The following is a 20502-nucleotide window of genomic DNA, read 5'->3' as shown; positions in this document are numbered from 1 at the left end:
GGGGCAGGATCCGACCTCGCCGATGAGGAGCCCGAGTTGACCTTTGACGTCGGCGCGTTGCGCGCCCAGATCCCCGCCCTGCGGGCCGGCCTCGCGCACTTCGACGGTCCGGGCGGAACACAGACGCCCGCCCCGGTCGTCGCCGCGATCGCCCGCGCGCTCGAAGGCCCCCTCTCGATCCGTGGCAGCGTGGCCCCGGGAGAGGAGAACGCGGAGGCGCTCGTCAGGGAGTTCCGGCAGGCCATGGCGGACCTGCTGGGTGTGCACCCCTCCGGGGTCGTCTTCGGCCGCAGTGCCACCCAGCTCACGTACGACTTCTCCCGGACGCTCGCGAAGGACTGGGCGCCCGGCGACGAGATCGTGGTCAGCCGGCTCGACCACGACGCCAACATCCGGCCCTGGCTGCAGGCCGCGCGGTGGGCCGGCGCCGAGGTCCGCTGGGCGGACTTCGATCCGGCGACGGGCGAACTCCCGCCGTCGGCCGTGGGTGAACTGCTCACCGAGCGGACCCGGCTGGTCGCCGTGACCGCCGCCTCCAACCTCATCGGCACGATCCCCGACATCCCGGCGATCGCCCGCCTGGTCCACCGCACGGGCGCCCTGCTCCACGTCGACGGAGTGCACTACGCGGCGCACGCCTTCGTGGACCTCGCGGAACTCGGCGCCGACCTCTTCGTGTGTTCGCCCTACAAGTTCCTGGGCCCGCACCACGGTGTCCTCGCCGCGTCCCCGGACCTGCTGGAGACGCTGCGGCCGGACAAGCTGCTGCCGTCCACCGACGTGGTCCCGGAGCGCTTCGAGCTCGGGACGCTGCCCTACGAACTCCTCGCCGGCACCCGCGCCGCCGTCGACCTGCTCGCCGGTCTCGCGACCGGGACCGGGACCGCGGAAGGACGCCGCGCACGCCTCGGATCCGCGCTCCGGTCGATCGAGCGGCACGAGCGGGAGCTGCGGGACCGGACGGAATCCGGACTGGCCGCACTGGACGGCGTCACGGTCCACTCACGTGCCGCCGAACGCACGCCCACCCTGCTCCTGACCTTCGACGACCGCGACGCGGTGGACGCCTACCACTTCCTGGCGGCACGGGGCGTCCACGCGCCCGCGGGTTCCTTCTACGCGCTGGAGGCGTCGCGGCACCTCGGGCTGGGCGACACCGGCGGCCTGCGTGTCGGATTCGCGCCGTACAACGACGAGAGCGATGTCGAGCGACTCCTGGAAGGCTTGGCCGCGTTCCTGAAGTCGTGACCTGGCCGGGCGGCAGGAACCACCCCCGCGCGACGCGGCTCACCGGTTGTCGGCGACGGCCCGCGTGCCCGGCGATCGGCAGGCCCGGACACCGGTGAGCCCCCGAGACCGGCAGGCTCCGACACCGAGACCGGTGGGCCCCTGCCGTCCGCGGGCTAGGGCGTGGTGCGAAAGTCCCGTCGTCCGCCCGGAGGGCGGCCCTCACGGCGTCCGGTGCGTGCTCTCGCTGTGCCGGGCGGAAGCCCGCGTACGGGACGTACTCGGGTTTTCGCCCGGTGCCGTGAGTGGGGGCACCTCCCACGTCCTTGAGGCAGTGGGGGAGCGTGCCGGGCGTCGCGAGGCAGGCGGGACCTTCGCAACACGCCCTAGTCCTCCGGCACGCCGAGCATCCGCAGCGCGTCGTCCAGGCGGAGCGGCCGCAGCAGTCCGGGTCCCGAGTCCCCGTCCCAGCCCGGTCCGCCGAGGAGGACCAGGCTCTGCGTCCGCGCTCCGCGTACGCCCCACCGTGTGCCGCGGACGTGCCGGGCGAGGGGCAGGTTCGCCGTGGAGCGCGACTGCGCCCACAGGACCACCGCCGAGGGACCGACCCGTCGTACGGCCGCGACCAGTGCCTCGGCGGGCACGGCGCCGCCGAGCATCAGGGCCGGCACCCCCCGCTCCGTCAGCACGGCGCCGAGTGCCTCGAGCGGCAGGGTGTGCGGCTCGTCCGGAAGGCAGGCCAGCAGGACGGGCGGGCCACCCGTGCGGGGCTTCCGCACCGAAGACACGTACACATGTCGCAGGGTGGCCGAGATGTGCCAGGACAGCAGGTGCTCGACCTCGACGTACCGGTCGCCCGAGGACTCCCACTTGCGGCCGACCGCGCGGAGCGTGGGCGCCATCACCTCGGCCCAGGCCGTCGCCGTTCCATGGGTCTCGACCACGGCCGTCAGCAGGTTCTGGACGGCCGCCGCGTCCAGCCGTACGGCCGCACGCGCCAGGCCCCGGCACTCCTGGCGTACGTCTCCGAGCGGCAGACCGGTCCCCGACCGCGAGGCGGGCGCCCCCGCGGGGTGGACCGTCGCGGGTGGTGCCTTCGCCGCCCGCGGTTCGGCCGGGGGCGGTGCGAGGGCGAGCGCGGGGGACCGGCTGCGGCCGCGGGCCCGTTCCTTCGCCGCGCGGGCGGCCTCGGCGGGAGGCAGACCCGCGGCCGTGAACCGGCACATCTCCTGGAGCATGGCCACGTCCTCGGCTGTCCACCTCCGGTGGCGGCCGTCGGTCCGCAGGGCGGGACCGATCCCGTACCGGCGGTCCCAGGACCGCAGTGTCGTGGGGGACACCCCGAGTTTCCGCGCCAGCGAACCGGTGGTCACACCCGCGTCCGCGGGTCGCGCGGTTGCCTGCTCGGTCACCTCCATGGGGCGCCCCCCACCGGCAGGGCGCCGGGCGGCGCCTGGGTACCGGAGCACGGCCTCGTGAGGCGCCCGAGCCGGCGGAAGCAGCGGATCGTCACCAGTGGTTCGCCTCGATTCGAGCACCGTCCGGGAGCGGCGGTCCGCCCGGCTCACCACGTCTTCGGCGTTCGGGGGCCCCGCGGATGCACGAGGACCCGGCCGCCTCGACCGGAGTCGGATCAGGAGTCGGATCAGGAGTCCCGGGCGGAGCCGTCGAGAAGCGCCCGCAGCACCACCTCGGGGTCGCAGAGCACCGACTGGAGCCTGGCCTCCTCGTACCCGTCGCCCAGGAGCGAGCGGGCGGTGTCCTCGTACCGCTCGCGCACCGGGCCCAGTTCCGGCGTTCCGCGCTGCGGATGCCCCACCGCGCCCCAGTACACCTCGCCGGCCCCGTACGCGGCGACCGCCGTCTCCGCCTCACCCCGCGCGGCGAGCGCCGACGCCAGCAGGTCCAGGCCGAGCGCGAGGCCGAAACTGTCGCCGATGTGCCGTTTCCCGTCCAGCATCGACAGGGCGTGGACGGTGGCGTCCTCGGGACGGTCCTCGAAGAGGGAGATCAGCGCCAACTGGTAGTCCGTGTACGAACGGGTCCACCACTCGCCGCGCTCGACGCAGCCGTCGCGCAGATCCTCCGCCTCCGCGCGCGCCTGCTCCAGCAGTCCTTCCGCGGTCAGGGCGAACACGCGCACCAGTCGGCACAGCACGCGGCCCGTGGAGGAGAACGCCGTCCCGCCCACGGCCGCCAGAGTCCGGTCCACCTCGCTCCGGGCCGCCATCGGAAGGCCCTGGAGCAGGTGGGTCAGCCCCAGCAGATACGCCGCCAGCAGGATCCCCTCGTCGTCGTCCTGGGCCTGCGCCCGGCGATGACAGAACCCGGCGAGCGTCCGGAAGGGGTCGCGCTCGCCGCGCAGGACACGGGTGACGCCCAGCGCCCACAGCGCCTTGGTCCTGACCGGCCCGGACTCGTCGGACAGCTTCAACGCGTCCTCCAAGTACGAGGCCGACTCCCGCAGATGTCCGCAGCAGCTCCAGAAGAAGCCGACGAGACCGGCCAGTTCGAGTGCCGCGCGTGGCCGGACGGAGAGCAGATGGTCGAGCGCCGCGCACAGATCGGCGTTCGCCCGGTCGATCCGCCCGTACCAGCGGGCCTGCTCCGGACCCGGCCAGCCCGCGTCGGCGTCGCGGGCCAGCTCCAGGAAGTACTGGGCGTGCCGGTCCGACAGCTCGGCGGTCTGGCCGAGTTCGTCGAGCCACATGCGCCCGTACTCCCGGACGGTGTCGAGCATCCGGTGGTGATCGCCGCTGCGCGACAGGACCGACTTCCTCACCAGCCCGGCCAGCGCCGTGTCCACGTCCGACGCGCGGAGCGGACCCCCGGCGCACACGGCGCGCACCGTGTCCGCGTCCACGACGTCACGGAACACGGACAGACGCGCCCACATCAATCGCTCCTGTGGCGTGCACAGTTCGTGACTCCAGCCGACCGAGGTCCGCACCGCCCGGTGCCGGGCAGGACCGGCGGGCAGGGCGTTCCCGCCGTCCGCCGCGATGTCCAGCCGCGATCCGAGCTCCCGTTCGACCTCCGCGAGCGTACGGTGCGACAGCTGCCCGGCGATCAACTCCAGTGCGAGCGGCATCCCTTCGAGCCGTTGGCACAGCCGGGCGACCGCGACCAGGTCCGCGGGGGCCGACAGCGCCGTTCCCGCGGCCAAGGCCCGGCGGCAGAAGAGTTCCACGGCGTCGGTGGCCGGTGGCAACGGCCCCACGGGGACGACGTGTTCGTCCGGCAGACCGAGCGGTTCGCGGCTGGTCGCGAGCACGCTCAGCGCGGGACAGGCATCGAGCAGGCCGGCGATCACCGGCCGGCAGGCGGCGAGCAGGTGCTCGCAGGAGTCCAGCACCAGCAGGACGTCCTTGTCCGCGAGCCAGGTCCCCAGGGCGTCCAGTGGCATCGTCGTCGTGTGGTCGGAGAAGTCCAGCGCGTCGGCCACGGTCGCGACGAGCAGCCGCTCGTCCTGGAGGGTCCAGAGATCGGCCCAGGCCACCCCGCGGGCGCCGGCGCGCAGGACGCGTTCCGCCGTGTGCAGCGCCAGACGGCTCTTGCCCACGCCGCCGACCCCGGTCAGGGTGACGAACCGGTGCCCGCGCAGGGCCTCGGCGAGACGGGTGAGTTCGTCGCGGCGTCCGACGAAACCGGGCGGAGCCTCGGGCAGGTTTCTCAGCACGCCCGACAGTCTGTCGTCCTGTGTCCCTCCGCGTCGCGGGGTTGGCCCGCCCGGTACCCGGACTTGAGGAGTCCGCTCCCGTCGACGCCGGGATTCTTCCGCCCGGGGCGCCGTCGACGGCCGGTCACTCGGCGGGTGAGGGCAGCCTGCTCCGTGACGGTGCCAGCGCCCATCGCACCACCGAGGTCACGGCGCCGCCGAGGGGACGCACGAACAGCCCGTCGACCACCGGGAGTCGGGGCATGCCGAGCTCCGCGGCGGCCCAGGAGGGCAGCAGGGAGACGGCGTTGGCGGCGAGGACCCCGTACGGCACGCGGGCGACGAGCGGCACGGGCGGGTTGAGCAGCAGGAAGCGCGCGGTGGCCCGCGCCTCGGGGGTGGCCCGCAGTTCACCCCGGTACGCGGCCAGTCGTGCGGCGAGCTCGGCGCGGTTCGTCGGCGGGTCGGGGACCCCGAGGGCGACGGCGACCCGGGCGGCGTCCGCGACGTACGCGTCACCGTCACCGTCGGACAGCGGGCGTACGCCGTAACGCTGGTGCGCGCGCAGGAAGCTGTCCGTCTCCGCGACGTGGACCCAGCCGAGCAGCCGCGGGTCCGAGGCGTGGTACGGCGTTCCCTCGCCGGTGACTCCGCGCACCCGCTCGTGGACCGCGCGCACCCGGTCGCAGGCCTCCTGCGCGCTGTCGGCGGTGCCGTACGTCGTCACCGCCAGGAACGTGCTCGTACGCTGCAGCCTCCCCCAGGGGTCGCCCCGGAAGCCCGAGTGGGCGGACACGGCGGCCATGGCGAGCGGATGAAGCGACTGGAGCAGCAGGGCCGAGAGCCCGCCGATGAACATCGACGCGTCGCCGTGCACCCTGCGGATGGGGCGGTCCGGACCGAACCACCGGGGTCCGGGCGTGCCGTGGATCCGGGCCCGGGTCGCGGGGCCCTCGGGTCCCGCGACCCGGGCGAAGAGGCTGTCTCCCAGCCGTTCGCGCAGGCGGGGGCCGTGCGGTCCGGTCGGTCTCGTCATGGTGGCCTTCCGTCGGACGGTGTTCCCGTCGGTCCCGCTGTACGGGCCTTCCGCCGTCGACGGCGGAAGGCCCGGGGGACCACGGTCCATTGTCCCTTCGGCCGGGGACACGGCACCGTCCCGTCATGGATTCCCTGCCCCACGCGCCCTCGGATGCGGTCATGAGCCGCTCCTTGCCTGCGACCGCTCCCCAGTGCCCCGCCACCGTTCCTCACCGTTCGTATCCCTCTCCGTTCGTCCTCGTGCTCCGGACTCCCGCGGGGAGCGGCGACAGAGTCGATGCAGAGTCGATGCGAGTTGCCGCCGCGCATCGAATCTCCGCATGGTGGCGGGGACGGAACGGCTCCGAACGACTGGAGCCCCCGACACCTCCGGGACGGGACGCCCTGACGGCGGGGCGAACCGTCCCGGAACCGGGGCGGATTCCGCCCGGCACGAGGAGCAGTCACCATGACCGCACAGCAGAGCACCGAGCGGACCCCCGACGCCGCGGTGCCGAGGACCGCGCAGGGTGAGTCGCTCACCGACGAGCAGATCGCCACCGGTTTCGCGGACGGCGACGAGCAGTGTCTGGCCGCCGCCTACCACCGCTGGGGGCGCCTCGTGTACACCCTGGCCCGGCGTTCCCTCGGGGACGCCGCCGAGGCGGAGGACGTCACCCAGCTCGTCTTCCTCGCCGCGTGGCGGGGGCGCGCCGGGTTCGCGCCCGAGCGCGGCGTCCTCGCCGCCTGGCTCGTGGGGATCACCCGGCGCAAGATCGCCGACGCGCTGACGGCCCGCACCCGGCGCGCCGACCTCGTCGCCGCGGCCGGCGCGGTGATGTCGGTGACCGCTCACGACTCCGCGTCCCCGGCCGACACGGTGCTCGACCGGGTCCTCCTCCGGCACGAGTTGGCCCGACTGCCCGCACCGCAACGCCGGGCCCTCAGCCTCGCCTTCTACGACGACCTCACCCACACCCAGATCGCGCAGCTCACCGGATGGCCCCTGGGGACGGTCAAGAGCCACGCCCGGCGCGGGCTGCACCGACTCGGCAGCCGGCTCAGGGAGGAAGCGGTCACCGGCGGCCGGCGCGGTTGACGCGTCAGAGCGGGCGAAGCGTCAGCGTGCAGGAGGCGTCAGCACGTACGGGACGTCAGCACATACGTGGCGTCAGCGGTACGGGGCGTCAGTGGTACGAGGCGTCAGCGTGAGGTCCGGCCGCCTCGGGTGACGCGCACGGTGCGGCCGTACCGCCCCCGACGCTCCGCTACGCGGCGGGACCCCGGGAGGGTGCGGTCTGCCGGGAGGACGCGGACCCAGGGGACGGCACGTCGCCGGTCGAGACGGGGACGCCGAGCGGGCGGGCCAGACCGACCACTCCCTCGTCCAGCCGCTGCAGATGCCGCAGGACACGCGTGGTGACCCGGTCGTGGCGGGGGCCGTCCGGTCCTTCAGGCTCCAGGAGGGCCGCGATACTCGCGCCGGTCTCGGCCACGCCCTCCGTGTCGTCGTCCTCGACGCGCGCGACGAGCACCTCGATGTTGTGCGCGATGCGCCGGCCGGCCCTCTTCAGACGCGGATCGGCCGCGATGGTCCTGCTGTGGGGGAGAAGTTCCGCCGTCGCCGCCAGAGAGCGTGCGTGATAGGCACACGTCTCCAGCAGGGCCACCAGATAGCGGGCCGTCTGGCGGCGGGAGCGCAGCGGCGTGATCGGATGGGTCAGCGGCTGGACGGAGGACCGCAGATCGTCCAGCGCCTTGTCGAGGTCCCGCGCCCTGTCCAGCAGATCGAGCGTGGGGCCGCCACTGAGCTGGTCCACCGCCGCGCCCGTGACGTCCCCGAGCCGGCGCAACACCGTGGCAAGCAGTTCGTCGGTCCGGCGGTCGGTGTGCACCGGCAGGACCAGGGCGGCCGCGATGACCCCGCAGACGGCGCCGAGCGCGGTCTCCTCGATGCGCAGGACCAGCACCGCGGTGCTGTAGGTGTTGAGCAGGGTGTACAGCAGGCCCAGCATCGCCGTGACGAAGAACGACATCAGGGCGTAGGACAGCGGCGCGGTGAAGAACATGGCGAAGATGAACAGCAGGACGAGCCCGAACGCCGTCCATGTGTGGGTGCCGACCAAGCCTGCCAGGAGGGCACCGGCGACGACACCGAGGACGGTGCCGATGAGCCGGCGGTACCCCTTGACGAGGATCTCCCCGGTGGACGCCGTGTTCAGGAACACGACCCAGCAGGTCAGTACCGCCCAGTACCAGCGCTGACTGGAGAGGAACTCGCCGCCGACTATGGCCAGCGCCGAGCCGACGGACACCTGGACCGCGGTCCGCGTCGTCGGTCGCTCCCAGCCTCTGCGGTCGCCCTTCTCCTGCTCGGCCTCCTCGGAACCGGCGATGGAGACGTCCTCGGCGTCCAGCTCCTCGCGGGAACGGGTCGTCGACGGAGTGTCGTCGGACTCGTCCTGCGGCCCGTCGAGAGCCAGCCGCAGACCGAGCACGGAGCGCGCCGTCTCGCCGATGCCGCGGAAGACGTCCTGCACGGCGGTCGAGGCCCGGGGCAGGTTCTCCTCGTCACGGTAGCCGAGGAGCCGGTTGCGCAGGTGGGCCAGCGCGGTGCCGCGGTCGTCGGTGATCGGGCGCAGGACCAGCAGGCGCAGCGCGTCGAGATCGCGGCGCAGGGTGGCGGTGATGCCGTCCTGGGCCCGTAGGCGGTCTCCGGCCGCGGGAACGGGGGCGTGCGGAAGATGCAGGGTGAGCGTGTCGGCCCGTTCCGCGCTGCGGGCGGTGAGCAGGAGCACGCCGAGCCGCTCGGCGGCGATCTCGGCGTCGGCGACACGGCGTTGCACGAGCGAGGCGGTGGCGCTGTCGCTGGTCCCCTCCGCCAGCTGCCCCTGGATCATCATGGCGCTCTCGTGGAGCCGGGCCGTGTGCCGCCGCAGATCCTCCAGGGCCTTCTCGACGCGGTCGGGCCCGGCGTCCAGCAGCTCGATCTGGGCGGAGACGAGCTGGGCGAGGCGGGCCCGGAATGCCTTCCGCAGCCGCTCCAGAACGCGTTCGGGCGTCTCGGGCACGACGACGAACCGCACCAGCGCGCTGCACACGAACGCGATGGCGAGCGTGACGCACAGGCCGGGCAGCGCGGAGAAGGTGGCCCTGACGAAGAGCGAGACGAAGTAGATCTGGAACCCGATGAGGCCCAGGGCGGTCCCGCGGTCCCCGAACCGGCGGCTGTACACGGCGGCGAAGATCAGCGCGATGAAGAAGACGTCGCCCACGACGACGGTCTTGTTGAGCAGCGCCCCCAGCGACATCGCGGCGAGCGCCACGGGCAGTCCGAGCAGGAGCGTCAGTGCCTGGTCGCGCCGCTGTTTGTCCTTGATGGCGAAGGTGCCGACCATGGCCGCCATGGCTCCTGCCACCATGTGCGTCACATCTACACTCAGGACGGTCAGTACGGCGAGCGTGAGCGCGATGGCGCCCACGGTCCGCAGTCCGGCCATGAGCCGCAGCAAGCCGGGATCCGATGCCTCGAATCGGTCCCAGATCCTTGTCCGGCCCGCCCGTGTCGCTGTCCTCACGCTGCCTTTCGTCCCCGCTCTCCGCCATGATCAGCGTTTCCCAGCATGGCACGACCGGCCGTCCGTGCCGTCGAGCGGGGGCCAAGGACTGCTCCATGGTCCCCGGCGGGCGCACGACGACAGGTAAGGACGCCGCGCGCTGATCCACCGGGGCTTACGGGACGGCCCTCAGCGACACTCGAGGAAGACCTCGTCGCTGTAGCACCAGGCCCAGGTCTCGCCCTCCTCGGCCGACCGGGCGATCGGATGCCCCGTCCGTTCGTGGTGCGCCGTGGCGTGCCGGCCGCGGGAGCTGTCGCAACAGCCCAGGTGACCGCAGGTGAGGCAGCGCCGGAGGTGTACCCACCGCTGTCCCCGGGCGGCGCACTCCGCGCAACCGGTCGCGACATCGGGTCCTTCGCCGGTCCCGGGGGAGGACCCGCTGCCCGCAGCAACCTGTCCCAGATGCGAGCAACTCCTCCCTTCGGGGCGTCCCCCGTCGGCGGCGACCGTCCATGTGCCCATCGGTCCTCCACTGCGTAGGCGGGGTTCTCCGCCGGGCGACGGTGCCCGGCCCCACCCGTTCAGAAAACCACGGTCCCCCATCGGTTGGCCGATGCGGGCTGCTCGGGCAGGGTTCCGCGTCCGGCCGTTGTCCCGTATCTGACCGTGCCCCGACGCCCCGGAGCCGTGTCCGTCGCGTCCGTCGCGTCCGTGCCGCGCCCCGCCGCCGACCCGACGGGCGCGGCCGCCGCCGTGGCCGCGGTCGACACGGTGGATTCCCCGCGCCGAAAGCCTTGACCTGGTACTTCGTTGATCGGATCAGCTGGTGACATGCTCGGAGAACGAGTGAGTGCGAGGCAAGGAAACGCCTGGCGTGCGCCGCACGCGGATCAGCAGGGCCGGCGCCACACCCCGAGCTCCAGCTTCTTGCGCATGGAGGACAGCTTCAGTCTGCGTGACTCGGCGCAGAACGCGCTGGTCGGCTCCTTGTACTCGACGTGGAAGACCGCCTTGCCCGCCGCGATGAACGGACTGAGCCGCTCGCACTCGTCGTACTGGGCGCACTCCTCGTTGACCGCGAAGTCGAAGTCGTCCAGGAGCTGAGGGATCTGCGGAAGGTCGTTCTTGAGCCCTACGGACATCCCGCGCGCGTGTGTGATGCGGGCGATCATGCGGTTGTACGCCAGCTGGTCGCGCGCGGTCAGCGGGAACCCCGTGTCGTTGCCGTACCCCTCCACGAGGTCGGGTTCCACCGCGTCGAACCCCTTGTCGCGGCACATGTCGACACGGCGTTCCATGATCGGCCGTAGGACGGACAGACGGCGGATGTCCAGCCAGCGTTCGCCCGCCCAGCCGTTGTCGGCTCCGAGCACCGACGGTGGGAAGTCGTCCTTGTCGGGCCGGAAGTTCTCCCAGGCGCCTACGTTGATGTAGCAGATGACCCTGCGCCCGGCACGGTGGAGACGGGCCACGTCCGCGGAGGTGTTCTCGAAGCCGTCGATGTCGTAGACGGGCACGTCGACCGAGGGCCGGACCTCTCCGTCGAGCTGCCACTGCCAGGCCACCCCCGGCCGGGGCTGCCAGCGTCCGGGCCGGTGGCGGCCGGTGGCGGCGGGTGCGGGGGAGCCGGCCGGGGCGGTCGCTCCGCCGCCGGACGGCGGCCGGTGCGTCGCGCCGGGGGAGCCGTCGGCCGGGCCGTCTGAAGAAGGATGACGACCGTCTGAAGAAGGATGACGACCGTCTGAAGAAGGATGACGACCGTCTGAAGAAGGATGACGACCGTCTGAAGACGGATGACGTCCGTCCGCGGACGGGTGTCCGTCCGAGGCCCGGTCCTTGCCGTCGGACCCGGAGCAGCCCGTCAGCATCGCGGCCACCAGCAGGCCGACCAGTGTCAGGCGCGCCCCCGCGAGGTGTCTCATCGCTGCGCCCCGCTCAGCGCGGGCGTCAACTGCGCCCAGGGATTCGGGGGTTCGCCGGTCACGGGTCCCGAGACCGCCGCGCCGCGCTCGCGCGCGGTGCGCACGGCGAGCGGCACCAGCGCCTCGGGCACACCGTAGACCAGATGGCAGAACCGCTCGGGCGGATGCCGCGCGGTCCACGCCGGTCGGCTGAACGCGGACACGTACGTCGACCAGTGCCCTTCGAAGGTGACGATCAGGTCGGCGACGCGGGCGTAGCCGGGAGCCGGATGGACCCCCGGATTGAGGACGACGGTCCCGGCGCCCAATCGGCGGGCCTCCCGCACCAGCCTTCTGCAGGCGGGGAGTTCGGCCGGAGCCGAGGTCACCTGGTCCAGGAAGCAGCCGTCGGCCGCGTACCACTCCCGGTGCCGTGCGACGTCGTCCGCGACCTCCGCCCGAGGACGCGCGCCGTAGTCGGTGTCCACATATCCCAGCACGCGGGCGCCGGCCGCCCGCAGCGCCCCGGCCGCCGCGGTGAACGCGGGGTCGGGGCTCGTGCCGGGTCCGCTCGCGGGATTGAGGACGACCGCGTACGTACGGGTGGCGGCCGTGATCAGCCGGTGCCAGGCACCGGGGTCCTCGGCCGGATGGACATACAGCGGAATCAGCAGACTCACGGCGCGCGGCCGCCTTCCGGGCCGAGGGGCGGGTTCGCTGCCGTGGCCGCCCAGAGCGCGGTCAGCGAGTCCTCCAAAGTGTGGGACGGCCGCCAGTCCAGGGCGTCGGCGGCGGCGGTGATGTCGGAGCACTGCCACGACACCTGACCCGAGCGAGCGGATCCACCGCCGCTCTCCTCGATCCGCCCCCGGAACCCCGCGGTGCGCGCCAGCGTCCGCACCAGCTCGCGCACCGGGACAGCCTTCCCTCCGCCGATGTTGAGGACATGGGGCAGCGGCCCGGCCGCCGTGACCGCGAGCGCCGCCGCCTCCGCCACGTCGCGTACGTCCACGAAGTCGCGGTGGGCCGACAGGTCGCCCAGCCGGATCACCGCGTCCGGGTCCTGACCGGCCGCGCGCAGCAGCCCGGCGATCCGGCCGGGCAGCCCGGTGGCCGGCGCGCCGGGTCCCACGGGATTGCCCACGCGCAGCACCACCGCGTCGAGTCCGGACGTGGTGACGGCGACCGTGCCGGCGAGCTTGGTGGCGCCGTAGGCGGTGACGGGCCCGGTGGCCGCCGACTCGCCCACAGCCGTCTCCGGGACGCCTGGGCCGTACTCGGCGGCCGAGCCCAGATGGACGAGGCGTGCGGCGGGTGCCGCCTCCCGCAGGGCCGCGCACAGCACGGCGGGACCACGGGAGTTGGCCTCGGTGAGCGTCAGGGCGTCGCCGTCGGTGGATCCCGCGCAGTTGATCACGGCGTCGGGCGCCGCCGACGCCATGGCCTTGGCCAGCAGGTCCGTTCGGGCGGTGGCGAGGTCGACGCCCAGGTCGGCGGCGGCTGAGCGCCCGCCGCCGAGCACGCGGGTGCCCGGTAGGGCACGCAGCCGCTCGACGACGTGACCGCCCAGATAGCCGGTGAAGCCCAGGACGAGAATGCGCATGCGGTGTTCAGGCTCCCTTGAGCAGCATCGACTTGCGGGTGGTGAACTCGGCGTTGGCCCGGTCGTAGTCGTCGGGGCGGCCTATGTCGAGCCAGTACCCGTCGAACTCGTAGGCGTGCGGGGGCTTCTGGGCCCCCAGCAGGTCGAGCACCAGCTCGTCGAAGCCCAGCGGCAGGCCCGCGGTGTAGCCGTCGAGGGTCGACTTCGACAGTCCGTACACGCCCATGGAGACGTTGTAGTCCATGCTCGGCTTCTCGGTGAACCCGACGACCCTGCTCGCGTCGGTGGTCAGTACCCCGAAGTCGATGTGCACCTTGCGGGTGTAGGTGGCGATGGTCAGCGGAGCGTCCGAGGCCCGGTGCTGCCGCAGGACGTCGGCGTAGTCGAGGTCGGTGAGGATGTCGCCGTTCATCACCAGGAACGACTCGGGCAGCCGCTCGCGCATGGTGAGCAGCGGGCCCATGGTGCCGAGCGGGCTCTCCTCGGTGGCGTAGTCGACGGCCATGCCCCACTGCGAACCGTCGCCGACATAGGCGCGGATGATCTCGCCGAGGTGCCCGATGGCGATGGTGCAGCCGGTGAATCCGGCCGTGGCGAGCTGGCGCAGCACGATCTCGAGGATGGCGTGCTGGTCACCGATGGGAACGAGCGGCTTGGGCAGCGCGGTGGTGTAGGGCCGCAGCCGGACGCCCTTGCCTCCCGCCAGGATCACTGCGTGCATGGGACTCCTCCTTCATGGACGTGCCGGACGGTCAGATGTTGTAGATGCCGGTCTTGTAGCGGCCGAGATTGGCCGGGTCGCGGAAGAACTCCACGGTGTGCGCGAGACCCTGCTCCAGGTCGTGGCCGGGACTCCAGCCGGTCGCCTCGGTCAGTCGCGTCGCGTCGGCGACCAGCCGCATCACCTCGGAGTTCGCGGGCCGGATGCGCTGGCCGTCCTCGCGCACCTCGATGGCGGTGTCCATCACCTTGCCGATCAGCGTGACCAGGTCGCCGACCGAGATCTCGCCTCCGGTACCGGCGTTGAAGGTACGGCCGACCACCTGTGCGGCGGGTGCGGTGCCGACGGCGAGGAATGCCTGCGCGGTGTCCTTGACGTAGGTGAAGTCGCGGGTGGGGCGCAGATCGCCGAGGGTGATGGCGTGCGCGCCGGCCGCCACCTGTCCGATGACGCTCGGGATCACCGCGCGCATCGACTGGCGGGGGCCGAAGGTGTTGAACGGCCGAAGTGTCACCACCGGGGTGTCGAAGCTCGCGTGGTAGCTGTCGGCGAGCCGGTCCCCGCCCGCCTTCGAAGCGGCGTACGGCGACTGGGTGTTGATGGGGTGGTCCTCGGTGATCGGTACGGTCTGCGCGGTGCCGTAGGTCTCACTGGTCGAGGTGTGCACCAGACGCGGGATGCCGAGGGCGCGCACCGCCTCGAGGACGTTGAGCGTGCCGGTGACGTTGGTGTCCACGTAACTGTGCGGGGCCTGGTAGGAGTACGGGATGGCGATGAGGGCGGCCAAGTGGTAGACGCAGTCGGCGCCTTCGAGGAGACCACGGACCGAGCCGGGGTCCCGGACGTCTCCGAGGACGATCTCCACCTGGTCGAGGACGTCGGAGGGCAGGGTCTCCAGCCAGCCGTAGGAGGCGAAGGAGTTGTACTGCGCCATGGCCCTCACCCGGTGCCCGGAGGCGACCAGTGCCTCGGTGAGGTGAGAGCCGATGAAGCCCTCGGCTCCGGTGACGGCGGCGAGCGGTGCGGAGGTCAACGCGTTTTTCCTTCCGGTCGGTTGCGCGGATCGGTTCGAGGCGTCGCGCACGGCCCCACGGGGGCCGGTCTCGTGCGGTGGTGCCGGACGTGGTGCGGTGTCCGGTGGCGCGTGGTCGCGTACGACGGGGCGCCGGGCGGTGCCTGGTTCCGTACGACGGTGCGGTGTCCGTCGCCGGGTGCTGGTGTGTGGCGGCGCCGGCCGGGCGGGTCAGGCATGTGAGGCGGGGCGCCCGAGCAGCCGCAGCGCGCACACCGTGAGACACAGCGTGGCCGCTCCGCAGGAGAGGGGCAGCACCGCCGTGCCGGGTGGCAGCGGGAACAGGGTGAGTGTTCCGGCCGCCACCGCTGCGGTGAGGCACACCCCGGCCGGTGTCCAGGCCACGCCGAACGCCTGGAGCAGCAGGGCCGTCCACAGGGTCGCCGCGAGCGGCAGCAGCGAGGCCGGCTCGGCGCCGGTGAACAGGGCCGCGGGCAGCAGCGGAAGCAGATAGACGAGCAGACACAGGGCGAGGACACCGGCCGAACGCCACCGGAACCCGGCCGGGGTGGCGGTCGCCCGCAGGGCCGCCACCGAGAGTCCCCGGTAGCGGTACAGCAGCCACTCGGCCGGTCCCATGCTGACGGTCAGCACGATCACGCCGTACGGATCCCGGTGGCCCTCCAGGACCACCAGCAGCCCGGCGGCCAGGCCGAACAGTCCGTAGGGCAGCGACCGCAGCAGCCGGGGCCGCGTGTCGTCCGCCACCGGGGCGGCGACCAGAGTGGTCCGCAGGGCCCAGGTGGCCGCGGCGACCGTCCCGAGGAGTGCCAGCAACGGCAGCCCGGCGCGCAGCAGCGTGCCCGGCTCCCACCACGGCAGCACCGCGGTGCCGCCGATCAGCGGGGTGAGCGCGGCCAGCAGCAGCCGCTCCCGGCCCAGCACCAGCAGCACCCCGGCGGCCGCCAGATACACCGACTGCGCGGCCGCGACCAGGGTCGCGGTACCGGCCCCGGCGAGGGCTGCCCCGGCGGCCGTCGCCACCGCCGCGCCCAGGGGCGCGCCCTTGAGGAGCGTGCGGCCCGCTTCCCTGCGCCCCGTGGTCATCCGCAGATAGGCCCGGTGCCCCAGTGCCTGGCCCCAGGCCCAGGAGACCAGCCCGGCCAGGATGAGGACATGGGTGTGGCGGTCGGCATGCCACAGCCGCGCGGACAGCAGATAGGCCAGTCCCGGCAGAGCGAACAGTGCTCCGCGCAGGGCGCACCGCACATGGTCGGGGCGCCACGGGTCGGACGGCTCGGCGGGCTCGGGGAAGGTGCGTGGCACCCGCTCGAACAGGGTGGAGGCGAGCGAGAAGAGATGGGGGTGTGCGTACCGCTGCTGGATCACCTCCGCGGTCAGTCCCTCCGACTCCAGCAGTGCCGCCACCTCGTAGGGGTGGACGGCGGGTCCCACGCGGTCGGCCAGCTCGGCGGCGAGCCGGTCGACCGCGTCGTGGTCCGGGCCCTGGTCCGGCAGACGCAGGGCGAGGGTGCGGTCCTCGGCGAGCCGGAAGGACAGCGTGTCCCCTTCCGCCGCGCCGGGTTCGAGCGCCATCGGTCCGCTCATCCGGCCAGGCTCCTCTGCCGCTCGTCCGCTGTGGTGAGTTCGGCGGCGGGGTCCGCCGCCCACGGGTCGCGCGTCGTGATCCGGCCGAGCGCCGACAGTTCCAGATAGATGGAGCGGAAGGTGTCGACCGTCTGGCGGAGGGTGAACTGCTCGATCACCCGCAACCGTGCCGCCTCGCCCATCGACCGGCGGCGAGCGGGGTCGCCCAGCAGTTCCAGGGCTGCGGCGGCCATGGCGGCGGGATCGCGCGGTGGTACGACGAGACCGGTGTCTCCGACGGCCTCCCGGACGCCCCCGACGTCGGTGGAGACGGTCGCGCGTCCGCAGGACATGGCCTCGATGAGGGTGAACGGGAAGCCTTCGCTGATGCTGGAGAGCATGACCACGCTGCCCGCGGCGTAGGCGTCCTTGATGTCGTCGACGCGGCCCTCGAACGTGACCGCGTCCGCGTGACCGAGTTCGGCGGCAAGCGCCTCGCACCGTTCCCGGTAGCCCTCGCCTCCCCGTGGTGTCCCTCCGAACAACCGGAGCCGCAGAGAAGGGAGTTGGGCGCGGGCCAGAGCGAAGGCGCGGATCAGGGTCTCCAGGTCCTTGATCGGGTCGACACGGCCCGCCCAGCTGAGGGTGGGCTCGGCCGGCTCGGGCCCGGCGGGCGGGAACGCGGCGGGGTCCACGCCGTTGTACACGGTGCGGATCGACTCGGGGTCGGCGCCGCCCTGTTCCTCCCACAGCCGGTTGTAGCGGTTGCCCGGGGTGATCAGCGCGGCCCGCCGGTAGGTCTCCTCGGCCAGCAGCCGGAAGAAGCCCAGGACGACGGCCTTCACCGGCCAGCGGTAGGGGGCCGTGCGGTATCCGAGATAGCGCTCGCGCAGATAGACGCCGTGCTCGGTCAGCAACAGCGGTACGCCGTGCTGCTCGAGCGCGGCCAGTCCGGGCAGGACGGCCACGCCGCCGCTGACCGCGTGGGCCACGCCGTCCTCGGGCGGCGGTACCGCCAGGGGACGCAGCGCGTGTTCCAGCAGGGCGGTGGCGGTGATCGCGTCGTGGAGGGTCGGCCGGGCCTCGCGCACGGCCAGTCCGGGGCGGTTCCAGACCGAGGTCAGGATGGCGATCGCCCGGTCACCCCGCAGGAAAGGGCTGAGCATGCCGTCCGCCGCGGCCCGTGCCATCACCTGGAGGGCGGCGCCGAACCTGTCCTCGGCGCACGGGTCGAGCAGGGCGGTCAGGAACTGTTCGTACGCGGTGGCGAGCCGGTTGCGGCGGCGTCCGCGCGGCGGACGGCCGTCGGGCGCGGGTCCCCACATGGGTACGGAGACGACGCGCGTGACGTGTCCGGGGATGTCCCAGACGAGCGGTTCGCGCCCGGTGCCGGTGACGGCGACGACGTCGAAGTCGATGTCGGGCATACCGCCGACGAGTTGGTCGCACCACACACTAACGCCACCGTGACTGTGTGGATACGTTCCTTCGGTGAGCAGGGTGACGCGCGTCGCGCCGGGGCGTCGCGCGCCGTGGTGAACGTGCATCGGTGTGCTCCACGGCCGAGGTGTGGGGTGGTCACTGCGGTCCCGGCCGCCGGGCGGGCGGCCGGGAACTGCGGTCGGTGCGTCGTTCAGCTGTGCGGGGTGTACGGCGTGTGCCGGGTGACGCCGGAGGGCACCCGGGTGTGCGGCGCGGTGCGGGTGGCGGGCGCCCTCACAGTGCGGTGGACGACCGCGGGCATCCTTGCGGCCGCCGACGGCAGGGTGAGCGTGAGCGGCACGCCGGCCGACGCGGTCCAGCCGGACACCTCACCGGCGTACGCGGAACCGAAGCCGCCGGTGCCGTTCGTGGTGCCGGCGGGCATGGTGGCGGTCACCGCGACACCGGCGGGCGCCTGGACGGTGACCGTGTTGCCGATGCGGTAGGCGGTGACCTGACCGGCCCCGACCGCGGTCTTCCACGCGCCGCGTCGTTGCAGTTCGGTGCCGATGTCCTTCATCCGCAGGTTCACCACGGGGGTGTTGTCCGCGAACAGGTCGGAGTAGGCGTTCAGGACTCCGTCGAGCACCGGGTAGGCGATGCGGTCCTCGGCCAGGTTCGACTGGTGGATGAAGTGCGGCTTCGGGTCGTTGGAGAGGACGTGGCCCAGGTCGATCCGGGTCTCCAGCGGCACGATGTAGTCGGTGTAGCCCGTGCTGGTGTCGAGCGGGGCGGGCAGGCAGGTGGAGGTGTCGGGGTGGTCCTCGCAGATGCCGCTGCCGCCCTGGGCCCGGCCGGTGTAGATCCAGTTGTACTCGTCGACCTGTTCGGCCGCGCGGCCCGCGTTGTAGAAGACGTTCATCGGGTAGCGGGGGACGGTCATGGCGGGACCGACCTGGCGCTGCTGCGGATCGCGGGAGTTGTCGGAACCGAGTGAGTTGACGCCGTTGTCGGCGAGTGCGGGGGCCAGGTTGGGGTTGTCCTGCGGCTGCTGCGGGGTGACCTTCAGGCCGGAGTGTTCACCGGTCACCAACTCGCGTGTGTCCAGAGGCAGTCCGGCCGTCTGGCCCCAGACGCGGTTGTTGGCGATCTCGTCCGAGATGGTGTTGCGACTGACCCACTTGGTGCTGCCGTCGGCGTTGGTGGAGCACTTCCACGGCACGACGGTGGTGTCCTGCTCGCAGCCGAGGAAGGCATGCGTGTAGGTGTGGTTGATCCAGCGGAACCGGTTGCGGTCGGCGATCAGCTTGTCGGCGAGCAGATCGACGCCGTTGTTGTCCTCGCGCTGGTCGACGCTGCCGGCGCCGTTGTAGGCCAGGTCGAGGGTGAAGTTCCGGCTGCTCTCCCAGGCGGTGGCGTGGTCGACGTCCGCGGGGGTCATCCGGATCGGGTTCGGCACACCCTGCCCCGGCGAGCAGTCCACGTCGCCGGGCGTGCAGTTGAGCTGGGTGTCCCAGCGGTCGTCCGCGGCGAACACGTCGTCCACGTGGACGGCGAAGTAGTTGCGCGAGGCGCCGAGGTGCACGCCCCCGGTCATCCACTCGACGATGCCGCGGGCCAGCAGCCGGAACTGCTGCTGGTACTGGTTGTAGACGAACGTGACGACGAGCTCGCGCCGCCCGTCGTGCCGGTACTCGCCCACCAGCGAGCCCCGCGTCGACTGCCCCGGAATCGGCGCGTCGACGTACGGCGTGAAGTCCGCCCCGGCGGCGGGTGTGGACAGGTAGGCGTAACTCTCGCCGACGGTGGGGGAGTTGTCCTCGAAGGGCACGGCCTGGTCGAGATAGCCGAACGGACCGGCCTTGCCCGCCGTCGTGACCTGGGCCTGCACGCCGTCGAGGCTCCCGGAGTAGCCGCCGTAGACCGGGTACTGGAGACCGGCCTCCGGACGCGCGTAGGTGTAGGCGTCGACCTGGGGGATCGCGTACGACTGCTCGTAGGCGGAGAGCGCCGCCATCTCGGCGGAACCGGCCGGGAACGGATTGTCGTTGGGCAGGACGACGGCCTGGAACTTGGCGCGCGGCCGGCCGTCCACCGTGTCCGCGAGGAACCCGGCGTCGATCACGGGCCGCCCGGACTGCTGGAGGTCGATCTTCGTGTACGGCGTTCCGGAGGCGTCCAGTTCGGCCGCGATGGCGTCGGTCGAAGGCCCCCCGTCGCTCACGACCAGCACCCGCAGGTCGATACGGGGTGCGGTGGCGTCGGCCCGTGCGGCGCCGGCCGGCAGGGCGAGCGAGGCGATCAGTGCGCCCACGGTGAGCGCGGTCGTGCGTATGGTCCGCTTCATGCGGCGAAGTCCCCTCCCCGGGCAGGGGTGAGTGCTGCTCCACCGGAGCGGACGCACCCCCTTGCGCGACGCCTCCGCCCCCCTCAGGTGTTGGTCGTCGACGCATCCGTCGCGTCACATGGTGGTGTCTGTGTGTAGCTTTCGTGGTCATGTTGCGAAACGTGACGGAAAAGCGCAGGCGTCGATTTGGTCATGCCCGTGTCCGGAACGCCCATCCGATGGTCGTCGTGGGACGAGGGGCGCGGAGGGTCTCCGCGCCGCGCGGGCTGGTCGTGACCTGAGTCGGAGGCGATGCGGAGCGGTGATGTCCGTTCGTTCGACCGCCAGTGGTCCAGACCTCGTGAACTTCCCGGCTCCTGAGCGGATTTGAGTCAGGCGGAAGCCCGGAACGCCGGTGGCGGGGGGCCCCCCCCCGGCGCGGGCCCCCCCCCCCCACCCCGCCCCCCC

The 20502-nt window shown here is 72.7% G+C and carries 15 protein-coding genes; 2 read left to right on the top strand and 13 right to left on the bottom strand.

Annotated elements, in window-relative coordinates; all coding sequences use genetic code 11:
• Positions 1 to 36: 36 nt before the first annotated feature.
• Positions 37 to 1248, top strand: coding sequence for a cysteine desulfurase-like protein (locus ACFVTC_RS41690; RefSeq protein WP_390134915.1), 1212 nt, complete (start codon positions 37 to 39; stop codon positions 1246 to 1248).
• A gap of 365 nt (positions 1249 to 1613) precedes the next feature.
• On the opposite strand, the gene ACFVTC_RS41685 is transcribed toward ACFVTC_RS41690, so the two are convergent.
• From ACFVTC_RS41685 to ACFVTC_RS41675, 3 genes are all read right to left on the bottom strand, one after another.
• Positions 1614 to 2645 (bottom strand): MerR family transcriptional regulator, encoded by a 1032-nt coding sequence (locus ACFVTC_RS41685; RefSeq protein ID WP_390134913.1) that lies wholly within the window; start codon positions 2643 to 2645, stop codon positions 1614 to 1616.
• Between the two features lie 227 nt (positions 2646 to 2872).
• Positions 2873 to 4906 carry an ATP-binding protein gene (locus tag ACFVTC_RS41680; protein WP_390134911.1) on the bottom strand — a complete coding sequence of 678 codons (2034 nt, stop codon included), beginning with the start codon at positions 4904 to 4906 and terminating at the stop codon, positions 2873 to 2875.
• Positions 4907 to 5030: 124 nt separating this feature from the next.
• The gene (locus tag ACFVTC_RS41675; RefSeq protein ID WP_390134910.1) at positions 5031 to 5921 is read right to left on the bottom strand and encodes an oxygenase MpaB family protein; all 891 of its coding nucleotides are present in this window, start codon (positions 5919 to 5921) and stop codon (positions 5031 to 5033) included.
• Positions 5922 to 6371: 450 nt separating this feature from the next.
• Here ACFVTC_RS41675 and ACFVTC_RS41670 point away from each other — a divergent pair, with 450 nt between their 5' ends.
• Positions 6372 to 7001 carry an RNA polymerase sigma factor gene (locus ACFVTC_RS41670; protein WP_390134908.1) on the top strand — a complete coding sequence of 210 codons (630 nt, stop codon included), beginning with the start codon at positions 6372 to 6374 and terminating at the stop codon, positions 6999 to 7001.
• A 169-nt stretch (positions 7002 to 7170) separates the two neighbouring features.
• Here the strand turns inward: ACFVTC_RS41670 and ACFVTC_RS41665 are convergent, their stop codons facing one another.
• From ACFVTC_RS41665 to ACFVTC_RS41620, 10 genes are all read right to left on the bottom strand, one after another.
• The gene (locus tag ACFVTC_RS41665; RefSeq protein WP_390134906.1) at positions 7171 to 9402 is read right to left on the bottom strand and encodes an FUSC family protein; all 2232 of its coding nucleotides are present in this window, start codon (positions 9400 to 9402) and stop codon (positions 7171 to 7173) included.
• 246 nt (positions 9403 to 9648) lie between these two features.
• Positions 9649 to 9984, bottom strand: coding sequence for a UBP-type zinc finger domain-containing protein (locus tag ACFVTC_RS41660; protein WP_390134904.1), 336 nt, complete (start codon positions 9982 to 9984; stop codon positions 9649 to 9651).
• Between the two features lie 368 nt (positions 9985 to 10352).
• The gene (locus tag ACFVTC_RS41655; RefSeq protein ID WP_390134902.1) at positions 10353 to 11384 is read right to left on the bottom strand and encodes an endo alpha-1,4 polygalactosaminidase; all 1032 of its coding nucleotides are present in this window, start codon (positions 11382 to 11384) and stop codon (positions 10353 to 10355) included.
• On the bottom strand, positions 11381 to 12043 hold the full coding sequence (locus ACFVTC_RS41650) for a spherulation-specific family 4 protein (RefSeq protein WP_390134900.1): 663 nt from the start codon (positions 12041 to 12043) through the stop codon (positions 11381 to 11383). Before ACFVTC_RS41650 ends, ACFVTC_RS41655 begins: the two co-directional genes overlap by 4 nt.
• Entirely contained in the window at positions 12040 to 12966 is a 927-nt protein-coding gene (locus ACFVTC_RS41645; protein ID WP_390134898.1) for an NAD-dependent epimerase/dehydratase family protein, read from the bottom strand. Before ACFVTC_RS41645 ends, ACFVTC_RS41650 begins: the two co-directional genes overlap by 4 nt.
• Before the next feature lie 7 nt (positions 12967 to 12973).
• Entirely contained in the window at positions 12974 to 13687 is a 714-nt protein-coding gene (locus tag ACFVTC_RS41640; protein ID WP_390134896.1) for an NDP-sugar synthase, read from the bottom strand.
• Between the two features lie 31 nt (positions 13688 to 13718).
• Positions 13719 to 14720 carry an SDR family NAD(P)-dependent oxidoreductase gene (locus tag ACFVTC_RS41635; protein ID WP_390134894.1) on the bottom strand — a complete coding sequence of 334 codons (1002 nt, stop codon included), beginning with the start codon at positions 14718 to 14720 and terminating at the stop codon, positions 13719 to 13721.
• Between the two features lie 210 nt (positions 14721 to 14930).
• Positions 14931 to 16307 carry a hypothetical protein gene (locus ACFVTC_RS41630; RefSeq protein WP_390134892.1) on the bottom strand — a complete coding sequence of 459 codons (1377 nt, stop codon included), beginning with the start codon at positions 16305 to 16307 and terminating at the stop codon, positions 14931 to 14933.
• Entirely contained in the window at positions 16304 to 17833 is a 1530-nt protein-coding gene (pelF, locus tag ACFVTC_RS41625) for a GT4 family glycosyltransferase PelF (protein WP_390134890.1), read from the bottom strand. Before pelF ends, ACFVTC_RS41630 begins: the two co-directional genes overlap by 4 nt.
• An 86-nt stretch (positions 17834 to 17919) precedes the next feature.
• Complete coding sequence (locus ACFVTC_RS41620) at positions 17920 to 20055, bottom strand: hypothetical protein (RefSeq protein ID WP_390134888.1); 2136 nt, start codon at positions 20053 to 20055, stop codon at positions 17920 to 17922.
• Between the last annotated feature and the right edge of the window lie 447 nt (positions 20056 to 20502).

This window comes from Streptomyces sp. NPDC057950 (assembly GCF_042887295.1).
Taxonomy (GTDB): domain Bacteria; phylum Actinomycetota; class Actinomycetes; order Streptomycetales; family Streptomycetaceae; genus Streptomyces; species Streptomyces kaempferi.
Note: the sequence above shows the minus strand (reverse complement) of the source record. Positions and strands in the feature narration are given on the sequence as shown.

Excerpts from the sequence above, each read along its gene's own strand:
- ACFVTC_RS41675 (WP_390134910.1), bottom strand. The coding sequence starts at position 5,921 with ATGACGAGACCGACCGGACCGCACGGCCCCCGCCTGCGCGAACGGCTG.
- ACFVTC_RS41630 (WP_390134892.1), bottom strand. The coding sequence starts at position 16,307 with ATGAGCGGACCGATGGCGCTCGAACCCGGCGCGGCGGAAGGGGACACG.
- ACFVTC_RS41655 (WP_390134902.1), bottom strand. The coding sequence starts at position 11,384 with ATGAGACACCTCGCGGGGGCGCGCCTGACACTGGTCGGCCTGCTGGTG.
- ACFVTC_RS41685 (WP_390134913.1), bottom strand. The coding sequence starts at position 2,645 with ATGGAGGTGACCGAGCAGGCAACCGCGCGACCCGCGGACGCGGGTGTG.
- pelF (WP_390134890.1), bottom strand. The coding sequence starts at position 17,833 with ATGCACGTTCACCACGGCGCGCGACGCCCCGGCGCGACGCGCGTCACC.
- ACFVTC_RS41640 (WP_390134896.1), bottom strand. The coding sequence starts at position 13,687 with ATGCACGCAGTGATCCTGGCGGGAGGCAAGGGCGTCCGGCTGCGGCCC.
- ACFVTC_RS41620 (WP_390134888.1), bottom strand. The coding sequence starts at position 20,055 with ATGAAGCGGACCATACGCACGACCGCGCTCACCGTGGGCGCACTGATC.
- ACFVTC_RS41645 (WP_390134898.1), bottom strand. The coding sequence starts at position 12,966 with ATGCGCATTCTCGTCCTGGGCTTCACCGGCTATCTGGGCGGTCACGTC.
- ACFVTC_RS41665 (WP_390134906.1), bottom strand. The coding sequence starts at position 9,402 with ATGGCCGGACTGCGGACCGTGGGCGCCATCGCGCTCACGCTCGCCGTA.
- ACFVTC_RS41670 (WP_390134908.1), top strand. The coding sequence starts at position 6,372 with ATGACCGCACAGCAGAGCACCGAGCGGACCCCCGACGCCGCGGTGCCG.
- ACFVTC_RS41660 (WP_390134904.1), bottom strand. The coding sequence starts at position 9,984 with ATGGGCACATGGACGGTCGCCGCCGACGGGGGACGCCCCGAAGGGAGG.